Source organism: Streptomyces sp. NBC_01190 (assembly GCF_045039895.1).
Classification (GTDB): Bacteria; Actinomycetota; Actinomycetes; order Streptomycetales; family Streptomycetaceae; genus Actinacidiphila.
Genome location: NZ_CP108580.1, coordinates 4,230,438 through 4,254,203, shown reverse-complemented (window position 1 = coordinate 4,254,203; position 23,766 = coordinate 4,230,438). Strand labels below are relative to the sequence as shown.

The following is a 23,766-nucleotide window of genomic DNA, read 5'->3' as shown; positions in this document are numbered from 1 at the left end:
CCGGCAGTCGTGCACCGGTCCCCCGCCGGTGCACGACGAGCACAGCACATATCCACGGGCAGACCCTTCCCGGCCGGCCGCCGGGAGACCTACTTCCGTCTTTGTGAGGTGAATTGCTGATGAGTTCGTCACCGACCCTGCGGTGCGGCAACACGCTGGTGGTTTTCGACGGCAGCCGCCGGCTCGTCTGGTCCGCCTCCTCCACCACCAACTACACGCCCGTCGCCCTCTGGCCCACCCCCGAGCAGGCCGCCGAGGTCCTCGACCATCTGGCCGGTGGCGGAAACCTGCTGGTGATGGTGGAAGAGGAGACCACCACCGTCCCGATGTACGCCGAGGAAGCCGCCAGGATGCCGGCCGAACTGACCGAGCGGATCTCGCTCACCAGCGACGGCGTACTGAGCGAACTCCAGATCCCCGCCCTCGACTGGCTGCCGGAACCGCTCCGGCAGCGGGGGCTCCGCTTCCTGCGGGACTCCGCCCGCAGGCTCGCCCACTACCCCGACCTGCTGCTTCCGCCCCTGCTGATGGAGGAGCCCGGAACTGAGCCCGAATCGGCCGACACCCTGGACAGCGCGGACACCAACGTCCGCTTCGCCCGCCGCCGCACCGTCCGCCCCTACTCCGACGACCGTCTCGCCCCCGTCAGCGACCACCTCTTCCCGAGCCTTTCCTACGAACCCTATGAAGCCGTACTGGAGACCACATCATGACCACCGCCCGAGGCCCGGCCTCGACACTGATCCCGCCCGGCCCCCATGACGGGCGCGTGGTCGTCCTCACCGGAGCAGGCCGCGGCCTGGGCCTGGTGACCACGCAGACCCTCCTCGACCAGGGCGCGAAGGTGGTCGCCAACCACCGCTCGCCCTCCGACGAACTCGCCACGCTGGCCGAGAAGTACACCGACCGCCTGCGGCTCGTCGCCGGAGACGCGTCGAGCGACGAGGTCGCGGCCGAGATGGCCGCCGAGGCCCGCCGGTTCGGCCGGCTGGACGCCCTGATCCACAACGCCGCGATCACCCGCGACCAGCCGCTGGTCCGGATGCCGGTGGAGGACTGGGACGAGGTGCAGCGGGTCAACCTGCGCGGCGCCTTCCTCACCACCAAGCACGCGCTCAAGATCATGATGCGGGCCCGCTACGGCCGGATCATCTACGTCTCGTCCGTCACCGCCTGGACCGGGAACGCCGGCCAGTCCGCCTACTCGGCCTCCAAGGCCGGCCTGCACGGTCTGGCCATGGCCGTCGCCCAGGAGTACTCCTCCTACAACGTCCGCACCGTCACCTTCGCCCCCGGAGCCCTCAACGCCGGGCTCGGTGCCGCACTGCCCCCCGCACAGCGCCGCCGCCTGAGCGACCGCTCACTGCTCGGACTGGGTGAGGCCCAGCCGACCTCCGAGACGATCGCGTTCCTGGCCAGCCCGGCCGCCGACTACATCAACGCCACCCTGATCCGCGCCGATGGAGGAATGAGGTACTGATGAACACCTTCGACTCGCACATACTGATCGACGCACCGGTGCACGTGGTCCGGCAGCTGCTCCTGCAGCCCACCGGAATGAGCGACTGGAACCCCACGTTCCTCTCGGTCTCCGGCTCGCAGCAGGCGGTCCTCGGGGAGCAGTACGCGATCCAGACCCGTGGCGGCCTGACCGGCCACTTCGAGTACCGCAGCATCGTCGGCACCCGGATCGAGGCCCACTGGGCGGTGCCCGGCTTCAGCGAGACCCAGCGCTGGGAGCTGAGCCCCTACAACTACGGCACCCACGTCCGGCACACCTTCGAGCACCACGGTTCGCTGACCTCACTGAACCGCCCGGCCTTCGCCGAGGTCGCCCCGCTGCGGCTGAACCGGCTCGCCGCCCGCGCCGAGAGCCGCGTCGCGGTGGAGAGGGTGGCCTGACATGGAATCCACCGCCCTGTTGAGCCCGTCGGCCGTGGCCGCCACGTCCGCGACGCTCGCCGAGACCGACACCGCCGACCACTGGTCGCACCCGCTGCCGCTCCACTTCGCCCGGCTCGCCGGCGACCCGGCGGAACCGCACATCCTGCGCGGTCTGGACTGACCACGAACAGCGAGCTTCCTTCCAGCGCCCCAGCCCCATCGATCCAACAGCTTGGGTACGTGAGCCACTTGAGCCACTTGAGCCGCATGAACCGTTACAGCACGTACAGCACGTACAGCCCGTACCACCACAGTCATCTTCCCCAAGGAGATCCGCAGTGTCCGCCCTGAACCCCTCGCTCCGCCCGCCGGTCGGTCCGGCGCACGCCCGCATCCTCGGAGTGGGCGGCTACCGCGCCTCGCGTGTGGTGCCGAACGACGAGATCGCGCCCCGGATCAACTCCAGCGACGAGTGGATACGCGAACGCTCCGGCATCGTCGAACGACGGTGGGCGGAAGCGGACGAGACGGTCGCCGAGATGGGAGTCGCGGCAGCGGGCAAGGCACTCGCCCAGGCCGGCGTCACCCCTGAGGACATCGGCGCCGTGATGGTCGCCACCTCCACGCACTTCAAGCAGATCCCCGCGGTCGCCACCGAGATCGCGTACAAGGTCGGCGCGGTCAACGCCGCCGCCTTCGACATCTCGGCCGCCTGCGCCGGCTTCACCCACGGCGTCGCGCTCGCCGGTGACATGGTCCGCGGCGGCAGCGCCGACTACGTCCTGCTGGTCGGTACCGAGCGGATGTCCGACCTGATCGACCACGACGACCGCGGCACCTCCTTCCTCTTCGGCGACGGCGCCGGAGCAGCCGTGATCGGCCCCTCGCCCACGCCAGGCATCGGCACCGTCGTCTGGGGAGCCGACGGCTCCCAGCGCGAGGTGATCGACCAGAGTTCGTCCTGGCTGGAACAGCGCGGCCCCGGCATCCCCGAACGCTTCCCCGCACTCACCATGCAGGGCCCCACCGTCTTCCGCTGGGCGGTGTACGAGATGGCCAAGGCCGCCCAGCAGGCGCTGGACGCGGCGGGCGTCACCGCCGACCAGCTCGCGGCGTTCATCCCGCACCAGGCGAACCTGCGGATCATCGAGACGCTCGCCCGCACCCTCAAACTGCCCGGGAACGTGGCCATCGCGCGTGACGTGGTCGACAGCGGCAACACCTCCGCGGCCTCCATCCCGCTCGCCATGGAGCGCCTGCTGGAAACCGGCCAGGCCCCCAGCGGCGGTCTCGCGCTCACCATCGGCTTCGGCGCGGGCCTGTCCTACGCCGCCCAGGTCGTCACCCTGCCCTGAGCGGGCATACTCCCCGTGTCCCTTCCGTCACTCAGATACCCCCTGAACCTCAGGAACCCGCAGCAACTCTGAACTCTCCCGCCCCACACAGCACTTCCGCCCCATAGCTCAAGCACCACCCCGGCGCCATCGCCTCCGAAGCCTATTCACCCGCCGTCAACATCCCCGTCAACATCCCCGGCCAACCCCGCCAACCCCGCCGACCGTCCCCGGACACGTGCGTACCAGGAGGTCCCCATGTCCGACGCCTTCACCCCCGAGGCGATCATCACCGCCGGACTCGTGGAGATCATCCAGGAGATCGCCGACGTACCCATCGAAGGCATTCTCCCCGAGACCGATCTCACCGACGGCCTCGGCATCGACTCGCTCACGCTGGTCGAAGTCGTGGTCGCGGCCGAGGAGCGCTTCGCGGTCAAGATCCCCGACCACCGAGTCAAAGACCTCAAGACAGTCGGCAACATCGTCGACCACATCCTCGGTATCGCATGAGTCCCGCTGATCCCGGCCGGCGACACCCGGCTCCGCCCCGCACCGCTCAGCCATTTTGTCCGCACCCCTGAAAGGACCGAGATGCCCACCACCGACCGCACCGTGCTCGTCACCGGACTCGGTGCCACCACCCCGCTGGGCGGCGACGTACCCACCACCTGGGAAGCACTGCTCGCCGGCCAGTCCGGCGCCCGCCCCCTCACCGAAGACTGGGCCACCGACCTCCCCGTCCGCTTCGCCGGCCGCGCCGCCGTCGAACCCGCACCCCTCATCGGCAACGCCCTCGCCAGAAAAACCGACCGCTCCGCACACTTCGCCCTCACCGCCGCCCGCGAAGCCTGGAAAGACGCCGGCACCCCCCACATCAACCCCGAACGCCTCGGCGTCGTCGTCTCCTCCGCCCTCGGCGGCCTCACCTCCCTCCTCACCTCCTACGACTCCCTCAACAACCGCGGACCCCGCCACGTCTCCCCCCACATGGTCCCCATGTTCATGCTCAACGGCCCCTCCGCATATGTGGGCCTCGAACTCGGCGCCCGCGCCGGCATCCACGCCACCGCCTCCGCCTGCGCCTCCGGCGCCGAAGCCATCGCCTACGGCATAGAAATGATCCGCTCCGGCCGCGCCGACATCGTCGTCGCCGGCGGCACCGAAGCCGGCATCCACCCCGTCGTCATCAGCGCCTTCGCCAACATGATGGCCATGTCCAAACGCAACAACGACCCCCAGACCGCCTCCCGCCCCTACGACAAAGACCGCGACGGCTTCGTCATGGGCGAAGGCGCCGGCATCGTCATCCTCGAATCCCGCGAACACGCCCACGCCCGCGGCGCCCGCGTCTACGCCGAAGCAGCCGGCCTCGGACTCACCTCCGACGCCCACCACATCGCCCAACCCGAACCCCACGGCCGCGACGTCGCCCGCGCCCTCCAAGCCGCCCTCACCGACGCCCACGCCAACCCCACCGACGTCATCCACATCAACGCCCACGCCACCTCCACCCCCCAAGGAGACCTCGCCGAACTCCAAGCCCTCCACCACGTCCTCGGCCCCACCGCCGGCCAAGCCCCCATCTCCGCCACCAAATCCATGACCGGCCACCTCCTCGGCGCCACCGGCGCCGTCGAATCCATCGCCGCCATCCTCGCCCTCCACCACCGCATCGCACCCCCCACCATCAACATCGACACCCTCGACGAACGCGTCGACCTCGACATCATCCGCGACAAACCACGCGAACTCCGCGCAGGCGACGCCATCGTCCTCAACAACTCCTTCGGCTTCGGCGGACACAACGTCACCCTCGCCTTCAGGAACCACTGATGCCCCGCGCACTACCCGTACGGCCTCGGCAGGAGAAGCGGTGACACGAGCCCCTCGGGCTCCGTGTCACCGCTTCTCCGCTTCTTCACGTTCCGCGCTTCTTCACGTTCCGCGCGTCTCCCGGCTTCGCCGGCCGCCGGGTCAGGGAGCGGCGACCTTGTCATGTGCCTGGAGGTGTCCGGCGGTGGTCCCGTCCGGGGCCGACGACCGCTGGGCCGACGACCGGGCGCCGATGAGCTGGTCGGCGAAGATCTCGGTGAGCCACAGGTGCATCTCCTGCTTGCTGAGCAGGACGGGAAGCTCGGAGTTCTCAGGCATGACGCTCTCCTTCGGACGGAACGGGAGGGACATGTGCGTAAGCCCTGCGATGGGACGTGATCGTGGGACGGAGGATCAGGAAGGCCGGCGAGACCGGCAGGACCGGCGAGACCGCGCGGATCGGGGAGACAAGAGGTGGGGGGACCCGGGCGGGGGGGACCGGGTCCCGGGGCCGACCCGGCCTGGGCCAGGGGGGCACTGAGCCCAGGGGGCCGTTCAGTGGCCACCGCGCCGTTCCCCGGCGAGCCGGGGGGAGATCTTCGGCGGCCGGCGGGGGGTTCGCCGGGGGGCGTGGCGACTGGGCGGGGAAGTGCCGGGTCGGGGATGCCGGTGGGGGACCGGCTGGACGTGATGAGAACTTTCCGGGCGGCCGGTTGGGAATCGCTTGGCCCCCTGGCGGCGCGTCCGCACAGCCCGCGCGCAAGAACGGCTTTCTAACGTCGCGTCCGCGCCACTGTGTGCGACGACACCGCCCCGCCGAGCGACTAAGAACGGACATGGAGACAGACCGGGCCCGTCATCGCCCACCTTTGCCGTTTCATTCCGGCCCGGGCCCGCTGCGCCGACGGCGGACCGTCCGCGGCCTGCCGAATTCAGGAGAGCAGCATGCACGTGATGGAGGTATCGATCTTCCGCTCGCACCAGCCCCGCGCCCTGTGGTGCGCCCTCACCGTGCACGGCGCGGGCGGCCCCTCCGTCGGGGAGAGCGGCCCGTCACAAGTACCGGAGACCCCCGACGGCTGGCTCTTCGCGACCGGTTGGGCGCCAGGCAGGGGCGGCGCCGAGACGCCGCTTGAGGATCACCCACTCGGCGACACCACCGAGGCACGGCATCTGGTGACCCGGCTCGTCGGGCACGCACTGCGGGAGGCGTCGCCGGTGCCGCGCTGGTATCTGCTGGGCGAGCCGGAACAGGATGCCCATCCCGGCATCCTGGACGACGCGCTCGGCCTGCTGGGCTCGGCCTTCAGCGACCACGCCTTCCACCACGACGCGGTGGAGGCACTGATCGCGCGGGCCGAGCTGACCGTCATGTGCTCGGGACGCTTCGAGCCGCCCGGTCAGGCGGGCGGCGCCGCGACGCATCCCGACTACTACCCGCTGCTCCTCGAGCGCATCTCCCAGCTGGCCGAACAGGGCCTGCGCACCCCGGAGATCACCCGGCTGCTCCGGCAGGAGGGGTTCACCCTCGCGCCCGGGCGCGCGGACAGCATCAGCCTCACCGCCGTCCAGCGGCTGCTGCGGGAGGACGTCAAACCGGCCACCGCCGTACGGGCCAGGCCGGAATCACCACCGGGCGAGGCCCCAGGCCCCGGCGAGTGGTGGCTGCACGACCTGGCGGCCGAGCTCAACATGCCGATCATCACGCTCTACGGCTGGATGCGCCGCGGTTGGGTGACGGCTGTACGCAAGGAGAGCCACCCGCCGTACCGCTGGATCCTCCGCGCCGACCAGGCCGAACTCGACCGGCTCCGCCAGCGCCGCTCCCCCGGCTCCAGGGCGGTCGTTCCGTCGCCCACCCGTCTGCCGCCGACCGAGGCGACCCCGATGCCGCCGGCGACGCCCGACGTGCTGCCGCCCGCGCCATCGCTGCCGCCCGTACCGCCGGCGCCACCCGGCTCGCCGGTCCTGCCCGCACTGCCCATACCACCTGTTGTCATCCCGCAACCGAGCACGGACCGCGGCGCGGACGAGCCGCCCCTGCTCGGCGAACCGGCGGATGCCTGAACGCCACGTCCGGCGGCCCGACCGCCGACCGAGTCGCCGACCCCCCGTTAGGAGCCCGGGTCCGCACCATCCCGCGCCACCCCCCACAAGGCCCAGGTCACCGACCCGGGCCTTTGTTGTCCGCCGAGCCGTCCGCCGCGCTGTCCGTCGTGACGCCTGGTGTGCGTGCCGCTCCCGGCGCGGGAACGCCCGGCGGCGGTGCGCCGAGCGCCCGGGTGTAGCGGGTCCAGATGGAGATCGGGTAGGTGCTGCCGCTCCTGGTCGCGGCCGGCTGCCCGCTCGTCCCGGTCAACGGCATCAGCTCCTGCGTCGCCGGATCGATCCGGAAGAGCGCCACGGCCGTCGCCATCTTCGGTGTGTAGCCGACGTACCAGGCGGCCATGTCGCCGAGCGCGGTGCCGGGGATCCCGGCAACACCGGGACCGGCCGCCGCGGCGGGTGACGCCGCGCCGCCGCTCACCGCGGCGTGCAGCGCGTCGTCCACCTCACCGGCGACCTCGGGGGTGAACGGGTGCCTGGCGGTGGGCTGTCCGCCGCCGGCCGGCTGCCCGTCGTGGGTGATCCGCAGCACCGAGTACGGATCGGTGTGGGCGCCGGCCGCGGCGAAGGTCCCGTAGGCGCCGGCCATCCGGATCGGGCTCGGGGTGGCGGTGCCGAGGGAGAAGTCGGGGATCTGCTCTCCGAAGCTGTCCGGCAGCAGCCCAGCGTCGACCGACGCGCGCCGTACCCGGTTGAGCCCGGTGTCCATCCCGAGTTGGACGATCGGGCTGTTGACCGACTCGGCCACCGCCCGGCGCAGCGGGATCGGACCCCAGGAGCGCCCGCCCTCGTTGACGGTCGTGACGATCTTTCCGTCCCGGCTCCAGTACGGGCCTTCCGGCGTTTGGACGGGCGCCTTGTTGTCGCCGTCGTAGACGGCCTCCGGGGTCACCGGGGTGCGCGGCGCGTCGCGTTTGAGCAACACACCGTCGCGCAGGGCCGCGGCGTAGACGAAGGGCGCGAAAGTGGTGCCGGCCGGCACGATGGCGATGTTGGCGTCGTCGAAGCCCTGCCGGACGTAGTCGGGGCCGCCGTAGAGGGCCACGATCCGGCCGTCGGTGGCGACCGAGGCGGCGCCGACCCGGACATCGCGGTCGGCGGCCCGGGTCGTCGGGCGCAGACCGGCCAACTGCTGCTTCACCGCCGAGGTCAGGGCCTCTTCCTCGGGCCGCCGGAAGGTCGTGTAGACCTGGTATCCGCCGAGGTCGAAGAGCTCGTCCGAGATGCCGCCGTGCGCGGAGATCCAGGCCCGGGCGGTGTCCACCAGATAGCCGGTCTGCCCGCTGAGACCGGCCGGCCTCGGCGGCTCCTTGGGCTCGGGGAAGACCGTGTACGAGGCGCGCTCGGCCGGTGAGAGCCGGCCGATCTTCACCATCCGGTCGAGCACCCAGTTCCACCGCAGCACCGCGCGGCGGTGGTTGGCCGGGCTCACCGAAGGGTCGTAGAGCCCGGCGCCCTTGAGCAGTGTGGCGAGGAAGGCGCCCTGGCTGGCGTTGAGTTGGGACACGTCCTCGCCGTAGTACGCCTTCGCGGCGCGCTGCACCCCGTAAGCGCCCCGGCCGAACCAGCTCGTGTTGAGGTAGCCGTCGAGGATCTGCGGCTTGCTCATCTTGTCGTCCAGCTTCACCGCGATGAAGATCTCGCTGATCTTGCGGCTCAGCGTCTGGTTCTGGTTGAGGTAGACGTTCTTCACGTACTGCTGGGTGATGGTCGAGCCGCCCTGCGTCTCACCGCCGGTCGCCATGGCGGTCACCGCCCGCGCGATACCGCGCGGCGATACGCCGTGGTCGGTGTAGAACGAGGCGTTCTCGGCGGCGAGCACCGCCCATTGGACCGAGGAGGGGATGCGGTCCAGGGGCATCGCCTGCCGGTCCACCGGGCCGACCCTGGCCATCTCGGTGCCGTCGGCCCAGTAGTAGACGTTGTCCTGCTGGGTGGCGAAGGCGTTGAGGTCGGTGGGTACGCGGGTCCGTTCGTACGCGACGAGGACCAGCGCGGTCAGGGTGAGGGCGGCCCACGCGCAGAGCAGCAGTGACTGCCGCGCCGAGGGCAGCCAGCGGCGAAGGCCCCGGCGGCCGGGGCGCGGATAGCGCGGGCGCAGCAGGGTGAGCACGCGGCGCGGTCGGGCGGCAGGCGCGGAAAGTACCGATAAAACCCGCCGCAATGTGCGACGACTTTTCGCCATGAGCCGCCTCGGAAACATCCGCAACTCCCGCCACATCCACGCAATGGGCTCGCCGCCCGGGAGCGCCCACGGTAGGCAGGCATTGGGCGGGGCATTCGATGAAAGTGCGACGGATCTGTAACAGCGGTCGCTCGCAGGCCTGTTACGGTTCCGTGACGGTACGGGCCAAAGGCTGTCATGCGCCGGATTCAGCGTGGACGCCACCCAATGAACCGGCCGCCATACGGGGCCGGCCGCCCGTATTCGAGCGGCGCTCGTATGCCCTCATCCGTCAAGAGAGCTGCCATGCGCCGTTTACGGAATCGCGAATTCCGCATTTCCGCGAGGACCGAGACCGCGACCGAGACCGCGGCCGTGCCGGAAAACCGGACCCGGGCGCCGGGCGCCCGGCGGTATCTGCGGCGCGGCACCGCCGTGCTCTGCGGTCTGCTGTCGGCCGGTCTGCTCGGCGCGGTGGCCGTGGCGGGTGACGGGGACTCCGCCGCGAACGGGACCGCTTCGGCCGACCGGGCGGCCGCGGCCCGGCACCCCGGCGCCCTGCCGCCGACCCGGGTCCCGGTCCGCCACGCCCCGACCGCCGCCCCGAGCCCGAGCTGGGACGGCACGACCAAGGTGATCGGGGACGGTTCCACCTCGGACACCGGGCCGCAGCCGCACCAGCCGAAGCCGGAGAAGCTCAAACCCGGCGAGGAGCCACCGCAGTTCGTGGTCTTCTCCTGGGACGGCGCGCTGGAGAACGACGACCACCTGTTCTCCCGCTTCCGCGAGGTGGCCAAGGAGAACAACGCCGATATGACGTTCTTCCTCAGCGGCCTCTATCTGCTGCCGAAGTCGAAGCGGACCCTCTACCACCCGCCGCGGCACGCCCCCGGCGAGTCCGCCATCGACTTCCCCACCGACGAGCACATCAAGTGGACCCTCCAGCAGCTCCGGCTGGCCTGGGCGGACGGTGACGAGATCGGCACCCACTTCAACGGGCACTTCTGCGCCCCCGACAAGGGCGCGGGACTGCACTGGACCACCCAGGAATGGCGGAGCGAGATATCCCAGGCGTACTCCTTCGTCCAGAACTGGAAGACCGACACCGGCTTCACCGACATCCCGCCGCTGCCCTTCGACTACGCCCAGGAACTCGTCGGCGGCCGCGCCCCCTGTCTTGAGGGTCAGCAGAACCTGCTGCCCGCCGAGAAAGCGCTCGGCTGGCGCTACGACGCCAGTTCGCCCGGCGACTTCCAGATCTGGCCGTCGAAGGAGGACGGCGTCTGGAATTTCCCGCTGGAGCTGATGCCGTATCCGGGCGAGAACTTCCAGGTCCTCTCGATGGACTTCAACTTCCTTTACAACCAGTCCGGCGGCGATGTCACCGAGGGCGACCCCGCGATGTATCCGACCTGGGAGAAGGAGACCCGGCAGGGCTATCTCAACGGCTTCGAGCGGGTCTACAACGGCAGTCGGGCGCCGCTCTTCATCGGCAATCACTTCGAGACCTGGAACGGCGGGATCTATATGCAGGCCGTCGAGGACGTGGTGAAGGACGTGTGCCACAGAAAAGGCGTGCGGTGCGTGTCGTTCAAGGAACTCTGCGACTGGCTCGACGTGCAGGATCCCCAGGTCCTGGCGAAATTGCGGAATCTGGACCCGGGTGAGGCGCCGGACTGGACGACGTTCCTGAAGAAGTGACCACCCTCCCCCGGCACGCCGGACCGGGTTTCAGCCGGCGTCGGCCGCGACGTAGACCGTGTTGGTGGAGGTGCCGCCCCGCAGCGGATTGTCGAAGGTGACGATGTGCGCCTCGGCGTCGGGGAAGACCGAGCGGAGCGTGGTGGTGAAGTGCTCCTCGGGCGGGTCGTTGGACCAGAGCGCGAACACCCCGCCGGGGCGCAGGTGCTGGGCGAGGCGGCGCAGGCCGTCCGGCTGGTAGAGGGCCGCGTGGCGCGGGTGCAGTACGTGGTCGGGCGCGTGGTCGATGTCCAGCAGCACGGCGTCGAAGCGGCGGCCGGGAGCCGCCGGGTCGAATCCGGCCGGATCGGCGGCGAGGGCGAAGAAGTCGCCCTGGACCAGGCGGCAGCGCGGGTCCGCGGTCAACCGGGCGCCCAGCGGCACGAGATGCTTCTCATGCCAGCCGATCACCTCGCCCAGCGCCTCGACCACGGTCAGCGAGCGGACCCGCGGGTCGTCCAGCGCGGCGGCGGCGGTGTAACCGAGGCCGAGGCCGCCCACCACGACGTCCCACTCGCCCTTGCCGTCGTCTTCACCTTTGCCTTCACCTTCACCCTCACCTTCACTCGCCGACAGCTTCGCCAGGCCGAGCCGGGCGAGGGCGATCTCGCCCGCGGTGAAGAGGCTGGACATCAGGAAGTCGTCGCCGAGTTTCACCTCGTGGATGTCCTCGCCGGTGCCGGGGTCCCGGCGGCGCCGCAGGCTGATCTCGCCCATCGGGGTCGGACGCCAGTCGATCTCCTCGAAGCGGGGGGTCATCGGTTCTTCCTTCGGCTCGGCGGTGGCGTCAGCCGAAGTGGAGGTCGCCGTTGATCGTGCCGGTCTGGATGACCGGGCCGCGGATGTCCCCGCCGCTGACGGTGTTCTGCACAGTAGTCGTGCCTGGCTGCTCCGCGTGCGCGATCAGCGCGCGCAGGGCGTCGGCGGCGGCCGGCTCGTCCCGCAGCAGGAGCAGCAGCCGGGCCTGCCAGTGCGCCTCGATTTCGGCGAGGGTGCCGTCGGCTTCGCCGTCATCCGTGGCGGCCAGCAACTCGACTCGGGTCTGGTCGAGTTCGGCTTCCACCGCCTGGGCGGCCGCGGGCCCCGACCGGCCGAACAGCGCCCGTACCCGGCTTCTGGTCGCGGCCCAGGCGTCCCCCACGATCAGTTGCACCAGCGAGTTCGCCCCCGCCGCGGCCAGCGCGGTCAACTCAGCCTCCACAACCCCTCCCGTCTTCCCCCGCCCAGCCTAGAACCCCGCCCCTGCGGGTCGCCCCGACCGGAAGGGGCTGTTGCTGTCGTCTCCGGCCCACCGGCCGGTGGGTGGTTGCCACCGGACCAAAGGGGCTGTTGCTGTCGTTGCCGGTCCACCGGCGAGCGGTGGGTTGCGCGCGCAGTTCCTCGCGCCCCAGGGATGCCGCCGAGCGCCAGGGCACCCCCGGTGGGCGCTCCCCTCACCTCGGCGGGAGGTGCCGTGCCCCGAGGAGGCGCTGGGGGTACCCCCAGGCGAAGCTCTGGGGGCGGAACTGCGCGACCAGCCACAACGCACCCGCGGGTCGCCACCGACCAAAGGGGCTGCTGCTGCCGCATCCGGCCCACCGGCCGGTGACCGGTTGCCCGCGCAGTTCCTCGCGCCCCTGGGGGTTGCCGCCAGGCGCCGGGGCGCCCCCGGATGGGCTCCGCCCTCACCTCAGCCGGAGGGCGCCGTGCCCCGAGGAGGCGCTGGGGGTACCCCCAGGCGAAGCTCTGGGGGGCCACGACGCACCCGCGGGTCGGCAGGGTTTGTCCAGTAATATGCTGCTATCGGACCCTCGGGCAGGAGCGAGAGTGGACGCAAGGAGACACGCCGTCGTGCGGCTCGGCGCGCGGGCCGCCGCGCCGCTGGGCGCGGCCCTCGCGGCCCTCGCCCTCCTGACCGCTCCCGCCACGCCCGCCGCGCCCGCCGCCGCGCAGGCGACCGTCGACACCGTCGCCGCCGCACTGCGGAAAGGGCCCGTCTACGTCGACCCCCGCGCGGAGCGCCAGCTCTCGCCGGCGCAGGCCGCCACGCTGGCCGACCGGATCAGCCGGGCCGACAAGCCGCTCTTCGTCGCCGTCCTGCCCGCCGCGCCGGAGTTCCCCGCGGCCACGGTGCTCCAGGACCTGCGGTCCGCGGTCGGCATCACCGGTGTCTACGCCGTCCACCTCGGCACCCGCTTCAACGCGGGAGCCGACCCCCAGGTGATGTCCCGCACCGCGGTGGTCAACCTGGTCGGCCAAGTGCAACGCTCAGGCGGCGGCACCGCCGCCGAACTCGAGAGCTTCGTCGACCAGGCCCTCCCGCAGGCGAGTGGCAGCGCGCCGACGTCATGGCGGGGCGACCCGGCCGGTTCCGGCTCCCTCGGCGCGGGCCCGACCGCCCTCATCGTCCTCGCGGGCCTGGCCCTCCTCGCCGCCGGCGGCAGCTACGTGTTCTTCGGGCGCCGCCGCAAGGCCAGGGCCGAACGGGAGCGGGCCCAGCTCCAACGGCTGCGCACCGTCATCGACGAGGACATCACCGCCTTCGGCGAGGAGCTGGACCGGCTGGACTTCCGCCCCGCGGAACCGCACGCCGACGACCTGATGCGGAGCGACTACGCCCGGGCCCTGGACTCCTACGAGCGGGCCAAGTCGCAGATGGCCGCGGCCCGCCGGCCCGACGACGTGGAGCCGGTCACCGAGGCGCTGGAGGACGGGCGCTTCGCGCTGGCCACGCTGGACGCCCGCCGGGCCGGCCGGCCGCTGCCGGAACGCCGGCCCCCCTGCTTCTTCGACCCCCGGCACGGCCCCTCCGTCCGCGACGTGGCGTGGGCGCCGCCCGGCGGCATCCCCCGTGACGTACCCGCCTGCGCCGCCGACGTGGTCAGGATCGAGGACGGCGAGGCCCCGCTCTCCCGCAAGGTGCAGACCCCGTCGGGCCCCGAGCCGTACTGGAACGCCGACCCCGCCTACGGCCCCTACGCGGGCGGCTACTTCGGCGGCGGCCTGCTGCCCGGCCTGCTGATCGGCACCCTGCTGGGCGGCTCGCTCTACGGCCCGGGCTACGGCGACGGCTACGGTTACGGCGGTTACGAGGGCTACGACGGCGGGCCGGGAGACGGCCCGGGCGGCCCGGACGGCGGCGACTCCTCCGGCTCCGGCTTCGACCCGGGCGACTTCGGCGGCGGCTCCGACGGCGGCGGCTCGGACGGCGGGGGCTTCGACGGCGGCGGCTTCGGCTGAGGGCGCGCCGCGTGCGGTCAGCCGGCCGCGCTCACCAGCGGCGCGAGCAGCTCCAGCGCTTCCTCCCAGCGGTAGCCGGCCGCGGCGTCGCCGGTCCCGGGGGCGTGCGGCGGCCGGCCGCCGATGAGGACGCCCATGCCGCGCAGCCGCGCCAGGCTCTCGCCGTACGCGGGGTGGGCGGCCATCGCCGCGCTGACGCACGGCAGCGCCGCGGTGGGGACGCCGAGCCCGTACGCCTCGCAGAGGATGCCGAGGGCGAGGGTGTCCGCGACGCCGGCCGCCCACTTGTTGACGGTGTTGAAGGTGGCCGGCGCCACCGCGATCGCGTCGGGCGGCGGCAGCGGACGCGGCTCCCCCGGCTTCCGCCAGGCCGACCGGATCGGCAGCCCGGTCCGCTCCTCGATCGCCGCCGCGTCGATGAACCCCATGGCCAGGGGGGTGGCGACCACCCCCACGTCCCAGCCTCGGCGCTGGGCCGCCGTGATCAGCGTCCCCACGTCGCCGGCCACCCCGGCGGCGCACACGACGACGTAGAGAAACGGCCGCTTCGGTTGATCACTCACGCGGGGACTCCCAACGGGGGCGGGCGGGAAAACTGACGGGCTGACGGGCACGGCACCGGCGCCGGCGCCGTACGAGAACCGGCACCGTGCGGGCGCCCGCACCCCACCGGCACCCTACGAGACGCTTCCCGGCGGCGGCACGGGGCGCCCGCGTGCTGGGCGGTAATCACCTGGGCCGGTGGCGACCCGCGCGTGCGTCGTGGCTTGTCGCGCGGTTCCGTCCCCAGAGCTTCGCCTGGGGGTACCCCCAGCGCCTCCTAGGGCGTGTTTTAGAAGTCCCGTCTGTCTCACGGCGTCTGGCACGCACGCTCGCTGCGTTGTCGGGCTCGTCCGAGTACGCCCACTACGAGGACGACCCTCCGCCTTGCGATCGCACGCACCAGACGCCGTGAGCCCCGCCCTGCGGGCGGACGACGCTACTTCTAAAACACGCCCTAGGGTCACGACACCTCCCGCGGAGGTGAGGGCGAGGTGGCCCCGCCCCATGCCGCCGTCCGGGGCGGTGGTCACCTGCCTGCATCACCCGGCCCGTCCGGTTTGCTGACGGCGGGAAAGCTGACGCCGCCCCCGGAACGACGGGCCTGACCGTCCCTCACTCCCCGCCGGAACGCCGTCCGGACCGCGTCGGCCGCCACCGGTTCCGCTCCCGGCCCGCCGCCCTTCTGATCCAATGGTCACGCCGGGTGCTTTCCTACCGGTTCGCCCGTATACGTCCTGGGCCGCCACGCCCGCGCCAAGGAACGAACCCCACCTTGGAGACACACATGCTCGACACCCGACGCGTTTCACCCCACCGATCACCGCTGCGCCGCTCACTCACCGGAGTCGGCGGCGCCCTGTTCGTCCTGCTGGTCCTGGTGACCGCCGTCCCCGGCGCGGCCACCGGCGCCACCCCGGTCAGCCGCCACGAACCGGCCCACCCCGGCCGCGACTGGATGGGTTCCACCGTCGCCGCGCACGAGGGCAGGTCGGGGACGGCCGGCACCACCACGTCCGCGACGAAGACCCCGGGCTTCGACGTCAGCAACTGGCAGGGGACCGTCGACTGGGCCGGTGCCTACAAGAAGGGCGCCCGGTTCGCGTACATCAAGGCCACCGAAGGCACCACGTACCGCGATCCCAGATTCAACACCAACTACACCGCGTCGTACAGCGCCGGCTTCATCCGCGGCGCCTACCACTTCGCCACCCCGGACAGCTCGACCGCCAAGGCGCAGGCGGACTACTTCGTCGCGCACGGCGGCAACTGGTCGAAGGACGGCAAGACGCTGCCGCCGATGGTCGACGTCGAGTACAACCCCTACGGCGCCACCTGCTACGGCCTGAGCAAGACCGCGATGGTCAACTGGATCGCCGCCTTCATCAACGAAGTGCACACCAAGACCTCGCGCTGGGCGACCATCTACACCTCCACCGGATGGTGGACGAGCTGCACCGGCAACAGCTCCGCCTTCGCGGCCAAGAGCCCGCTCTTCGTGGCCCACTACGCCGCCACGGCCGGCACCCTTCCGGCCGGCTGGCCCTTCTACTCCTTCTGGCAGTTCGCCGACGCCGGCACCTTCCCCGGCGACCAGGACTACTTCAACGGTCCGGTCAGCGGGCTGAAGAACCTCGCCAACAACACCTGAGTCGCCGGCGCCGCTCGACCTGGCAGCCGAAAGCCCCAGGCGGCAGGCCTGGGGCTTCGCTGTGCTGAGCGATCCTCCACGGGTGCGCGGCACACCGCGGGTCGCGGGGCGGGTGTCAGACCCGCGGGGCTCCGTAGTACGAGCCGACGCTGTCGTGGTAAGTCGGGTCGTCCGTGTGCTTGTCCTTGTCGAACTCCGGGGAGTCCTTGATCTCGTCCTTGGTGCGGGAGACGAAGACCTGGCGGGCGTCGACGTCGATGGACTGAATCGTGCCGGCCGGGAGCAGTACGCTCTTGCCGAAGATCCACGGTCCGGTGTCGACGACGATGTAGGCGGACCCCACGAGGTCGGAGTGCTTGTCGACCTTGCCGATGCTGCCGTCGGTCGCCTCGACCTTGAAGCCGGTCAGGTCCATGCCGTCCTGGTACCCGGTCGTAGCCTGGTATGTCCACATGGTGTCAGTCATCCTGCGACCACCTTTCGTTGCGTGATGTGCGCTCCGCCGAAATCCTTGCGGGAGACCGGTGAGCGCCCCTCAAAAAGGCGCCTGCCCCGCCTTCTTCGGCATACGCACATCACCACCCATCAATTCACCGGCGGCGCCATTCCGGTGGGCTTTCCCGGTGGCCCGTGCGCCAATTCAGCGGACGCGACCTGGGAATGCGCAATGCGCCACCGATGGCCCGCGGAAGGGGTCGCGGCCGGGATCACGGCCGGGATCACGGCGGCAGTCCACCCCATACCTCCTGCCGGGCGGCTGCGGAGGGTTATGCTTCGGGTGCGTCCCAGACCCCGGCGGCACTCTTCCCATGAACCGATGCCCGGCGGCAGGGATCCGTCTGCGTGCCGGTGTGTCCTCGAAGGGAGCCGGCCCATTCCCGCCAGCCCTGTCGCTCCGCGACAAAGGCCGCCGGACCGGTCATCGACCTGCCTGACGACGTCTGGCCGCGCCGGAACCATCGGACGGCCTCGTGAACCGAGGCGCACCATGACCCCGCCCAGCCTGCCCAGCCTGCCCAGTCCGCCCGGCCTGCCCAGTCCGCCCCGCCCGCCCCGAGCGGCCTCGCTGCTGCACGTCCACCGCCGCGATACCAAGAACCGTGCCCTGATCACCTTCACCGGCGAGATCGACATGTCCTCGGCCCATCTGGTGCGGGAGTCACTGGCGCGCTGCCGCCGCGACGGCATAGGCGTCATAGACGTCGACATGAGCAAGGTGACCTTCTGCGATTGCAGCGGCCTCAACGCCTTTCTCGAGGCGTCGACGCTCTCCTACGCGGCGGGCGGCTTCCTGCGCCTCCAAGGCCCGGGGCCCCTGACCGCACGCCTGTTCCAACTCACGGGTTCCGCGCTGCTGCTCAGCCGGTCCCCCGACTACCAGCGGCCGGCCGCCGGGCCGGCGCGTTCACCCGTACGGCAGCGCGAGTCGCCGGCCGCCCAGCGGTGCGCGGGTCCCGGCGACCCCAACAGCCCAAAAGAAGGTGCCCACCATGGATGAACGCCTCCTTGCCAAGACGTTCGTCCAACTGGCGGACAGCCTGGTGGCGGACTTCGACCTGATCAAGGTGCTGCGGCTGCTGACCGACCGGTGCGTGGGCGTGCTGGGCGTCGCGGGGGCCGGCGTACTGCTCGCCGACCAGAAGGGCGAGCTGCGGGTGATGGCCGCCTCCGACGAGCGGGTCCGCCTGCTGGAGCTCTTCCAGGTCCAAAGCGGCGAGGGCCCCTGCGTGGACTGCTTCCAGCACGGCCTGCCGGTCACCGTTCCCGACCTCGCCGCCGAGGCCCACCGCTGGCCGCGCTTCGCGGCCGAGGCCGGACGCGGCGGATACGGCTCGGTGTGGGCGCTGCCGATGCGGCTGCGCGACGAAGTGGTGGGCACCTTGAACCTCTTCGGCACCGGGACGGGACCTGACGACCCGGCCGGCCTGCAGGTCGGCCAAGCGCTGGCCGATGTCGCCACCATCAGCCTGCTCCAGCACCGGTCGAGCCAGCGCAGCCGCCTGCTGAACGAGCAGTTGCAGACCGCCCTCAACAGCCGGGTGCTCATCGAGCAGGCCAAGGGGAAGCTCGCCGAGCGCCTGGGCGTCGACGTGGAACAGGCCTTCAGCGCGTTGCGCCGCCATGCCCGCGCGCACAACCTCAGGCTCGCCGATCTGGCCCGCTCCTTCGTCGACGGTGAGGAACCGCTGACCGATCTCAGCGCCTGACACCGCCAAGGGCCGACGGCGGGCTCCTGACGGCGGTTCACAACCGACGGGCCGTCGGATCGGGTGGCTCGCCCGAGTCTGCGCCGATATAAGGACGTCGCATTCTTTTTATTCGGTAAAGGCCCGGCTCGGGAACCCGGACGACTGTTTCCAGCCGCTACGTGTGGCGTGCACACTACAGCGCAAACGCTCAGGCAGCGGTCGTCCCGCATACGACTCGGTGCTGTCCCTACGAACTTCACGTTGGAGTCGTCATCACCGTCATACAAAAGCCCGGCGTCGCGCGGACGCGCATCGGCGTGGTCGCGGCGGCCTCGTTCGCCCTGGTCTCCGGCTCGCTGATGCTCGCCGTGCCGTCACAGGCCGCCGGGCCGACGCCGGCCGCCAAGACCATCGCCGGCAGCCACCCGGACTGGGCCACCGCCTCGGCCGACGCGGGCGCGCTGCCCGCCGCCACCGAGATCACCGGCACCGTCTACCTCGCCGGCCAGGACGCCGCGGGGCTCACCGCGTACGCGACCGGCGTCTCCGACCCGGGCAGCGCGAGCTACGGCCACTACCTGACCCCGGCGGCCTACCAGGCACGCTTCGGCGCGACCGCGGCGCAGACGTCGGCGGTCAGGACCTGGGCCGAGCACTCGGGCCTCAGCGTGGTGCGCACCACCGACCACGCGATCACCGTCCGGGGCACCAACGCCGCGATCACCAAGGCGTTCGGCGCCGGGATCCACCAGTACCGGGTGGCCGGCAAACTGCGCCACGCGCCGACCCGCGATGTCGTGGTGCCGGCCGCCGTCTCCTCAGCGATCCTCGGCGTCACCGGCCTCACCTCGGCCGGCGCCAACGTGGTGAAGCCGGACTCGGTCAAGGTCAGCGGCGGCGCGCCCGCCGCCGGGCTGCCGACCGAGGCCACCTGCTCCGACTACTGGGGCCAGAAGATCGCCACCGGCGCCCCGGCCGGCTACACCAAGGCGCCGTCGCCCTTCGACCAGTGCTCGTTCTACCCCTCGAAGCTGCGCAAGGCGTACGGCATCACCGCCTCCGGTCTGACCGGCAAGGGCGCGACGGTGGCCATCGTGGACGCGTACGGCAGCTCCACCATGCTCGCCGACGCGAACCAGTACGCCACCGGGCACGGTGACAAGGCGTTCCGGCCGGGCCAGTACCGCGAGGTCGTGGACCCGTCCCAGTGGAGCGACCAGACCCTGTGCGGCGGCCCCGAGGGCTGGGCGCCCGAGGAGGCGCTCGACGTCGAGATGGCGCACGGCCTGGCGCCGGACGCCAACGTCGTCTACGTGGGCGCGAACTCCTGCAACGACGACGACCTGCTGGGCGCGATCAGCACCATCGTCGACAACCACCTCGCCGATGTCATCTCCAACTCGTGGGGTGAGATCATGCACACCACGGACGACGCCGACGTCACCGCCTCGGAGATCGCCGCCTACGAGCAGGTCTTCAAGCAGGCCGCGGTCGAGGGCATCGGGATCAACTTCTCGGCCGGCGACTGCGGTGACAGCAGCCCGCTGGCGGCCGCCACCGGCGCCAACTGCCAGCCCGACACGGCCCGGGCGCAGGCCAACTGGCCCGACTCCGACCCGTGGGTGACCTCGGTCGGCGGTACCGCGCTGGGTCTGGCGAGCAAGAGCGGCGCCTACGGCTTCGAGACCGACATGGGCACCCAGCGCTCCGCGCTCTCCGCCGACGGCAAGAGCTGGACCCCGCTGCCCGCCCCCTTCTACTTCGGTGGCGGCGGCGGCACCAGCGAGGACTTCGCGCAGCCGGCGTACCAGCGCGGTGTCGTACCGAGCGCGCTGTCGCACACCCTGATGACCGGGGCGAGGAGCCGGACCGCCCAGCGCGTCACCCCGGACGTCTCGATGAACGGCGACCTGTACACCTCGGTCCTCGTCGGCATCTCCGACGGAGCCCCGTACAGCGAGGGCGGCTACGGCGGCACCAGCGTCTCCTCCCCGGAGTTCGCGGCGGTCCAGGCCGACGCGATCCAGGCCAGGCACCGGCCGGTCGGCTTCGCCAACCCGGCGATCTACGGCCGCTCCGGCCTCTTCACGGACGTGGTGGACCAGCAGGCCCGGCACAGCAGGATCCCGCTCACCAATGTCACCGACTTCGGTGTCGTCAACGGGACGCTGTCGGTCCGGCTGATCGCCTTCGGCCAGGACACCTCGCTCAACGCCGTGCGCGGCTTCGACGACGCGACGGGTGTCGGTTCGCCGACGCTGTCCTTCCTGCGGTCCTTCCGGTAACCCAACGCTTCACCCAGGACGCACCGCGGTTGGCACCGGGCCCGGCGGGGATCACTCCCCGCCGGGCCCGGTGCCGTGCCGGGCGCCGGCCGGCGCCCCTGTGCGGCTCAGCCCTGGTGGGGGTGCTGGCCCTGGGCCTGCCCGTACGGCTGCTGCGCGGCGCCCTGCTGTCCGGGCACCTGCTGCGGCTGGGCCTGGGCGCGGGCCTGGGCCTGGAGCTGCTCGGCCTGCTCCTTCGGCAGCTTCTGCTGGGTCCCGCAGAAGGTGCACTGCGTCGTGTACTTGACGCCGATCGGGAAGAGCGGCACGAAGAAGAGGGTGAACTTGGTGACCCGCTTCTTGAGCGCGTGGGCGGCGGGGTTGCCGCAACTCCCGCAGACCAGCGTGATCATGGCCAGGGTGTAGAGATAACTGCGGGTACCGAAGATGATCATATGAGTGTGCCCTGCTCCCGTGGTCTAGCGTGGCCGCGTCTGCTGACGGGCCCGGCGGTCCGGTGTGTTCCCGCTCGCGCGGGAGCCTCGCTGTCCGTGCCGAGTGTGCCGTACCTGAATGAAGATCAGATGATGGGGTGGCCTCACTCGAAAGGGTGGGCGGAGGCGGCTCGCCGGTGGCGGCGCGCTCGGCCGTACTAGCGTGACGATGTGCCGACGTGCCGCTGCTCGTATCGGGTCCGGTCCGCCTGGGCACGGGCGCGATACCGCTTCGACACCGTCATGGCCCGGGGCACCCCCGCGCTGCTGGGCTGGCTGCTGCTGCTCGGCCTGACGGTGGTGGTGCCGGCCAGCGTCGGCCTGGTCTGGGCCGAGCGGAACACCCCGGCCACCCGGTCGGCACAACTGGTCGCGGTCTGGCAGCAGGTGACGACCACCCTGCGGCTCGGCGGCGCGGTCGGGCCGCCGGTCTACGTGGTGCTGTCGGTGCTGCTCGCGCTGGTGACGCTCTTCTTCGTCTCGACGCTGGTCAGTGTGATCACCAGCGGGCTCGACCGGCGGATCATGGCGCTGCGGCTCGGGCGTTCCACCGTGCTGGAGAAGCGGCACACTGTGCTGCTCGGCTGGTCGGAGCAGGTCTTCCCGGTGCTCGCCGAGCTGGTGGCCGCCAACGCCAACCGGCGCAAGGCGGTCGTCGCCATCCTGTCGGCCAGGGACAAGGTCGGCATGGAGGAGGAGATACACACCAGGGTCGGCCGGACCGGCACCACCCGGGTGATCTGCCGCAACGGCTCGGTCACCGACCCCGCGGTGCTGGTCCGGGTCAGCCCGCAGACCGCCGACGCGGTCGTGGTCCTGACCCACGGCACCGGAAACGACGACGCGCTGGTGGTGCGGACGCTGCTGGCCCTCAACGCGGCGGTGCCGGACTGCGGGCGGAAAGTGGTGGCCGCGGTGCGCGACGGCCGCCACCATCTCGCGGCCACGCTGGCCGCGGGGCCCGGCGGGCGGGTGCTCAACATCGACGAGATCACCGCCCGGCTCATCGTGCAGACCTCGCGCCAGCCCGGACTCTCGCTGGTCTACCTGGATCTGCTCGACTTCGCCGGGGACGAGTTCTACACGGTCGGCGAACCGGCCCTGGTCGGGCGGACGTTCGGCGAGGCGCTGCTGGCTTACGCCACCTCGTCGGTGGTCGGGCTGGTCCGGCCGGACGGCACGGTCGAGCTCAACCCAGTGTCGGCCGAGGTGATCGGGCCGCAGGACCAGCTCGTGGTGATCAGCCGGGACGACGACACGGCGGTACCGGCCGGTCACCCCCTCGCGGTGGACGAGACCGCGATCGCCGAGCCACGGCCGCGGGCGCCGGCGCCGAAACGGCTGCTGCTGCTCGGCTGGAACCGGCGGGCCCCGATGATCGTGGACCAGCTCGGCGGTTATGTGGACCCCGGCTCCGTGCTCGACGTGGTGGCGCGCCGGCCGGCCGGGCTGGACGAGGCGGCCGCCCGCCGCGACGGCGTGCCCGAGGGGTTGGCGGGGCGCCACCTCTCGGTCGTCTTCCACCGCGGGGACATCGCCGAGCCGCACGTGCTCAATCGGCTGGACATACCGTCGTACGACCGGGTCATCGTGCTCGGGTACGACCCTTTGCCGTGGGCCTCGGGCGGGGTGGGTGGGGTGGGCGCGGGTGGCTTGGGCGGCGCGGGCGGCTTCGGCGGGTGCGGGGGTGCCGGTTCCGCCGGCCCGTGCGGGGCTCTTGGGACCGGTGACTTCGGTGACGGGGGCGGCCCCGACGACGCGACGCTGGTCACCCTGCTGCACCTGCGGGCCCTGGAGGACGCGACCGGGCAGGAGTTGTCGGTCGTCACCGAGCTGACCGACGACCGCAACCGGCTGCTCGCGCCGCTGCGCGAGGGGGCGGACTTCATCGTCAGCGGCCGGCTGATCAGCCTGCTGATGACGCAGATCTCGCAGAACCGCCACCTCGCGGATCTCTTCGACCGTCTGCTGACGGCGGGCGGCAGCGAGATTCATCTCAAGCCGGCGAGTGATTATGTGCGGTCCGGGCGGGAGGTCACGTACGCCACCGTCGTGGAATCGGCCCGCCGCCGCCACCACTGCGCGATCGGCTACCGCCTCCAGCGGGAGGCGCCCTTGGCGCCGGCCTACGGGGTGTACCTCAACCCCGACAAACGGGCCCGCGTCCTTCTCGGCGAACGCGACTGGCTGATCGTCCTCGCCGAACGCTAGCCCCGACGGTGCCCCCACGGCACCCCCTTTCCGCCCGCACCTCGACTGCGCGCCCGCCGTGGTTGCCCGCGCCCCCTTCGGGGCCCGTGACAGCCCCCACCGGCCACACCCCGTCCGCGCCGCCCGCCGTGGTTGCCCGCGCAGTTCCCCGCGCC

General features: G+C 71.6%; 22 protein-coding genes. 15 read left to right on the top strand and 7 right to left on the bottom strand.

What is annotated here, in order from left to right:
* Nucleotides 1-119: 119 nt before the first annotated feature.
* From OG519_RS17770 to fabF, 7 genes are all read left to right on the top strand, one after another.
* A complete protein-coding gene (locus OG519_RS17770) occupies nt 120-713 on the top strand; it encodes a hypothetical protein (protein ID WP_405584598.1) in 594 nt (197 codons plus the stop codon).
* Nucleotides 710-1,480, top strand: a complete 771-nt coding sequence (locus OG519_RS17765) for an SDR family NAD(P)-dependent oxidoreductase (protein WP_405584595.1) — start codon at nt 710-712, stop codon at nt 1,478-1,480. Before OG519_RS17770 ends, OG519_RS17765 begins: the two co-directional genes overlap by 4 nt.
* Entirely contained in the window at nt 1,480-1,902 is a 423-nt protein-coding gene (locus OG519_RS17760) for an SRPBCC family protein (protein WP_405584592.1), read from the top strand. The genes OG519_RS17765 and OG519_RS17760 overlap by 1 nt, the downstream gene beginning before the upstream one ends.
* A 1-nt stretch (nt 1,903) precedes the next feature.
* Complete coding sequence (locus tag OG519_RS17755; protein ID WP_405584590.1) at nt 1,904-2,065, top strand: hypothetical protein; 162 nt, start codon at nt 1,904-1,906, stop codon at nt 2,063-2,065.
* Nucleotides 2,066-2,231: 166 nt separating this feature from the next.
* Nucleotides 2,232-3,239 (top strand): beta-ketoacyl-ACP synthase III, encoded by a 1,008-nt coding sequence (locus OG519_RS17750; protein ID WP_405592806.1) that lies wholly within the window; start codon nt 2,232-2,234, stop codon nt 3,237-3,239.
* Nucleotides 3,240-3,476: 237 nt separating this feature from the next.
* Nucleotides 3,477-3,731, top strand: coding sequence for an acyl carrier protein (locus OG519_RS17745; protein ID WP_405584588.1), 255 nt, complete (start codon nt 3,477-3,479; stop codon nt 3,729-3,731).
* Between the two features lie 81 nt (nt 3,732-3,812).
* Nucleotides 3,813-5,054, top strand: coding sequence for a beta-ketoacyl-ACP synthase II (fabF, locus tag OG519_RS17740; protein ID WP_405584585.1), 1,242 nt, complete (start codon nt 3,813-3,815; stop codon nt 5,052-5,054).
* Nucleotides 5,055-5,195: 141 nt separating this feature from the next.
* Here the strand turns inward: fabF and OG519_RS17735 are convergent, their stop codons facing one another.
* The gene (locus tag OG519_RS17735) at nt 5,196-5,372 is read right to left on the bottom strand and encodes a hypothetical protein (protein ID WP_405584582.1); all 177 of its coding nucleotides are present in this window, start codon (nt 5,370-5,372) and stop codon (nt 5,196-5,198) included.
* 606 nt (nt 5,373-5,978) lie between these two features.
* On the opposite strand from OG519_RS17735, the gene OG519_RS17730 reads away from it, so the two are divergent.
* Nucleotides 5,979-7,100: a hypothetical protein gene (locus OG519_RS17730; protein WP_405584579.1), complete on the top strand. Its 1,122-nt coding sequence runs from the start codon at nt 5,979-5,981 to the stop codon at nt 7,098-7,100.
* A gap of 97 nt (nt 7,101-7,197) precedes the next feature.
* Here the strand turns inward: OG519_RS17730 and OG519_RS17725 are convergent, their stop codons facing one another.
* On the bottom strand, nt 7,198-9,252 hold the full coding sequence (locus tag OG519_RS17725) for a transglycosylase domain-containing protein (RefSeq protein WP_405584576.1): 2,055 nt from the start codon (nt 9,250-9,252) through the stop codon (nt 7,198-7,200).
* A 426-nt stretch (nt 9,253-9,678) separates the two neighbouring features.
* Here OG519_RS17725 and OG519_RS17720 point away from each other — a divergent pair, with 426 nt between their 5' ends.
* The gene (locus OG519_RS17720; protein ID WP_405584573.1) at nt 9,679-11,004 is read left to right on the top strand and encodes a hypothetical protein; all 1,326 of its coding nucleotides are present in this window, start codon (nt 9,679-9,681) and stop codon (nt 11,002-11,004) included.
* A 30-nt stretch (nt 11,005-11,034) separates the two neighbouring features.
* Here the strand turns inward: OG519_RS17720 and OG519_RS17715 are convergent, their stop codons facing one another.
* Together OG519_RS17715 and OG519_RS17710 are read right to left on the bottom strand one after the other, a co-directional pair.
* Complete coding sequence (locus OG519_RS17715) at nt 11,035-11,802, bottom strand: spermidine synthase (protein WP_405584571.1); 768 nt, start codon at nt 11,800-11,802, stop codon at nt 11,035-11,037.
* Between the two features lie 28 nt (nt 11,803-11,830).
* The gene (locus OG519_RS17710) at nt 11,831-12,244 is read right to left on the bottom strand and encodes a hypothetical protein (protein ID WP_405584568.1); all 414 of its coding nucleotides are present in this window, start codon (nt 12,242-12,244) and stop codon (nt 11,831-11,833) included.
* A 605-nt stretch (nt 12,245-12,849) separates the two neighbouring features.
* Between OG519_RS17710 and OG519_RS17705 the strand changes: the two genes are divergently transcribed.
* Nucleotides 12,850-14,262: a hypothetical protein gene (locus OG519_RS17705; RefSeq protein WP_405584566.1), complete on the top strand. Its 1,413-nt coding sequence runs from the start codon at nt 12,850-12,852 to the stop codon at nt 14,260-14,262.
* 17 nt (nt 14,263-14,279) lie between these two features.
* Here OG519_RS17705 and OG519_RS17700 read toward each other — a convergent pair whose 3' ends face one another.
* The gene (locus OG519_RS17700) at nt 14,280-14,825 is read right to left on the bottom strand and encodes a flavoprotein (RefSeq protein ID WP_405584563.1); all 546 of its coding nucleotides are present in this window, start codon (nt 14,823-14,825) and stop codon (nt 14,280-14,282) included.
* Nucleotides 14,826-15,589: 764 nt separating this feature from the next.
* Here OG519_RS17700 and OG519_RS17695 point away from each other — a divergent pair.
* Complete coding sequence (locus OG519_RS17695) at nt 15,590-16,453, top strand: lysozyme (RefSeq protein ID WP_405584560.1); 864 nt, start codon at nt 15,590-15,592, stop codon at nt 16,451-16,453.
* Nucleotides 16,454-16,568: 115 nt separating this feature from the next.
* Here the strand turns inward: OG519_RS17695 and OG519_RS17690 are convergent, their stop codons facing one another.
* Entirely contained in the window at nt 16,569-16,919 is a 351-nt protein-coding gene (locus OG519_RS17690; RefSeq protein ID WP_405584557.1) for a PRC-barrel domain containing protein, read from the bottom strand.
* Nucleotides 16,920-17,441: 522 nt separating this feature from the next.
* Here OG519_RS17690 and OG519_RS17685 point away from each other — a divergent pair.
* The 3 genes from OG519_RS17685 (at nt 17,442) to OG519_RS17675 (ending at nt 20,927) form a co-directional block, all read left to right on the top strand.
* Nucleotides 17,442-17,951, top strand: a complete 510-nt coding sequence (locus tag OG519_RS17685; RefSeq protein WP_405584554.1) for an STAS domain-containing protein — start codon at nt 17,442-17,444, stop codon at nt 17,949-17,951.
* Entirely contained in the window at nt 17,944-18,660 is a 717-nt protein-coding gene (locus OG519_RS17680) for an ANTAR domain-containing protein (protein ID WP_405584552.1), read from the top strand. The genes OG519_RS17685 and OG519_RS17680 overlap by 8 nt, the downstream gene beginning before the upstream one ends.
* Nucleotides 18,661-18,959: 299 nt before the next feature.
* Entirely contained in the window at nt 18,960-20,927 is a 1,968-nt protein-coding gene (locus OG519_RS17675; RefSeq protein ID WP_405584549.1) for a protease pro-enzyme activation domain-containing protein, read from the top strand.
* A gap of 107 nt (nt 20,928-21,034) precedes the next feature.
* On the opposite strand, the gene OG519_RS17670 is transcribed toward OG519_RS17675, so the two are convergent.
* Complete coding sequence (locus OG519_RS17670; protein WP_405584546.1) at nt 21,035-21,361, bottom strand: zinc-ribbon domain-containing protein; 327 nt, start codon at nt 21,359-21,361, stop codon at nt 21,035-21,037.
* Between the two features lie 282 nt (nt 21,362-21,643).
* Here OG519_RS17670 and OG519_RS17665 point away from each other — a divergent pair, with 282 nt between their 5' ends.
* Nucleotides 21,644-23,611 carry a CASTOR/POLLUX-related putative ion channel gene (locus tag OG519_RS17665; RefSeq protein ID WP_405584544.1) on the top strand — a complete coding sequence of 656 codons (1,968 nt, stop codon included), beginning with the start codon at nt 21,644-21,646 and terminating at the stop codon, nt 23,609-23,611.
* Nucleotides 23,612-23,766 lie beyond the last annotated feature (155 nt).

What these genes read in the sequence shown, in the direction of transcription:
- OG519_RS17770 (WP_405584598.1), top strand. Translation starts at nt 120, where the DNA reads ATGAGTTCGTCACCGACCCTGCGGTGCGGCAACACGCTGGTGGTTTTC.
- OG519_RS17765 (WP_405584595.1), top strand. Translation starts at nt 710, where the DNA reads ATGACCACCGCCCGAGGCCCGGCCTCGACACTGATCCCGCCCGGCCCC.
- OG519_RS17760 (WP_405584592.1), top strand. Translation starts at nt 1,480, where the DNA reads ATGAACACCTTCGACTCGCACATACTGATCGACGCACCGGTGCACGTG.
- OG519_RS17755 (WP_405584590.1), top strand. Translation starts at nt 1,904, where the DNA reads ATGGAATCCACCGCCCTGTTGAGCCCGTCGGCCGTGGCCGCCACGTCC.
- OG519_RS17745 (WP_405584588.1), top strand. Translation starts at nt 3,477, where the DNA reads ATGTCCGACGCCTTCACCCCCGAGGCGATCATCACCGCCGGACTCGTG.
- fabF (WP_405584585.1), top strand. Translation starts at nt 3,813, where the DNA reads ATGCCCACCACCGACCGCACCGTGCTCGTCACCGGACTCGGTGCCACC.
- OG519_RS17735 (WP_405584582.1), bottom strand. Translation starts at nt 5,372, where the DNA reads ATGCCTGAGAACTCCGAGCTTCCCGTCCTGCTCAGCAAGCAGGAGATG.
- OG519_RS17730 (WP_405584579.1), top strand. Translation starts at nt 5,979, where the DNA reads ATGCACGTGATGGAGGTATCGATCTTCCGCTCGCACCAGCCCCGCGCC.
- OG519_RS17715 (WP_405584571.1), bottom strand. Translation starts at nt 11,802, where the DNA reads ATGACCCCCCGCTTCGAGGAGATCGACTGGCGTCCGACCCCGATGGGC.
- OG519_RS17695 (WP_405584560.1), top strand. Translation starts at nt 15,590, where the DNA reads ATGCTCGACACCCGACGCGTTTCACCCCACCGATCACCGCTGCGCCGC.
- OG519_RS17690 (WP_405584557.1), bottom strand. Translation starts at nt 16,919, where the DNA reads ATGACTGACACCATGTGGACATACCAGGCTACGACCGGGTACCAGGAC.
- OG519_RS17685 (WP_405584554.1), top strand. Translation starts at nt 17,442, where the DNA reads ATGACCCCGCCCAGCCTGCCCAGCCTGCCCAGTCCGCCCGGCCTGCCC.
- OG519_RS17680 (WP_405584552.1), top strand. Translation starts at nt 17,944, where the DNA reads ATGGATGAACGCCTCCTTGCCAAGACGTTCGTCCAACTGGCGGACAGC.
- OG519_RS17670 (WP_405584546.1), bottom strand. Translation starts at nt 21,361, where the DNA reads ATGATCATCTTCGGTACCCGCAGTTATCTCTACACCCTGGCCATGATC.
- OG519_RS17665 (WP_405584544.1), top strand. Translation starts at nt 21,644, where the DNA reads ATGGCCCGGGGCACCCCCGCGCTGCTGGGCTGGCTGCTGCTGCTCGGC.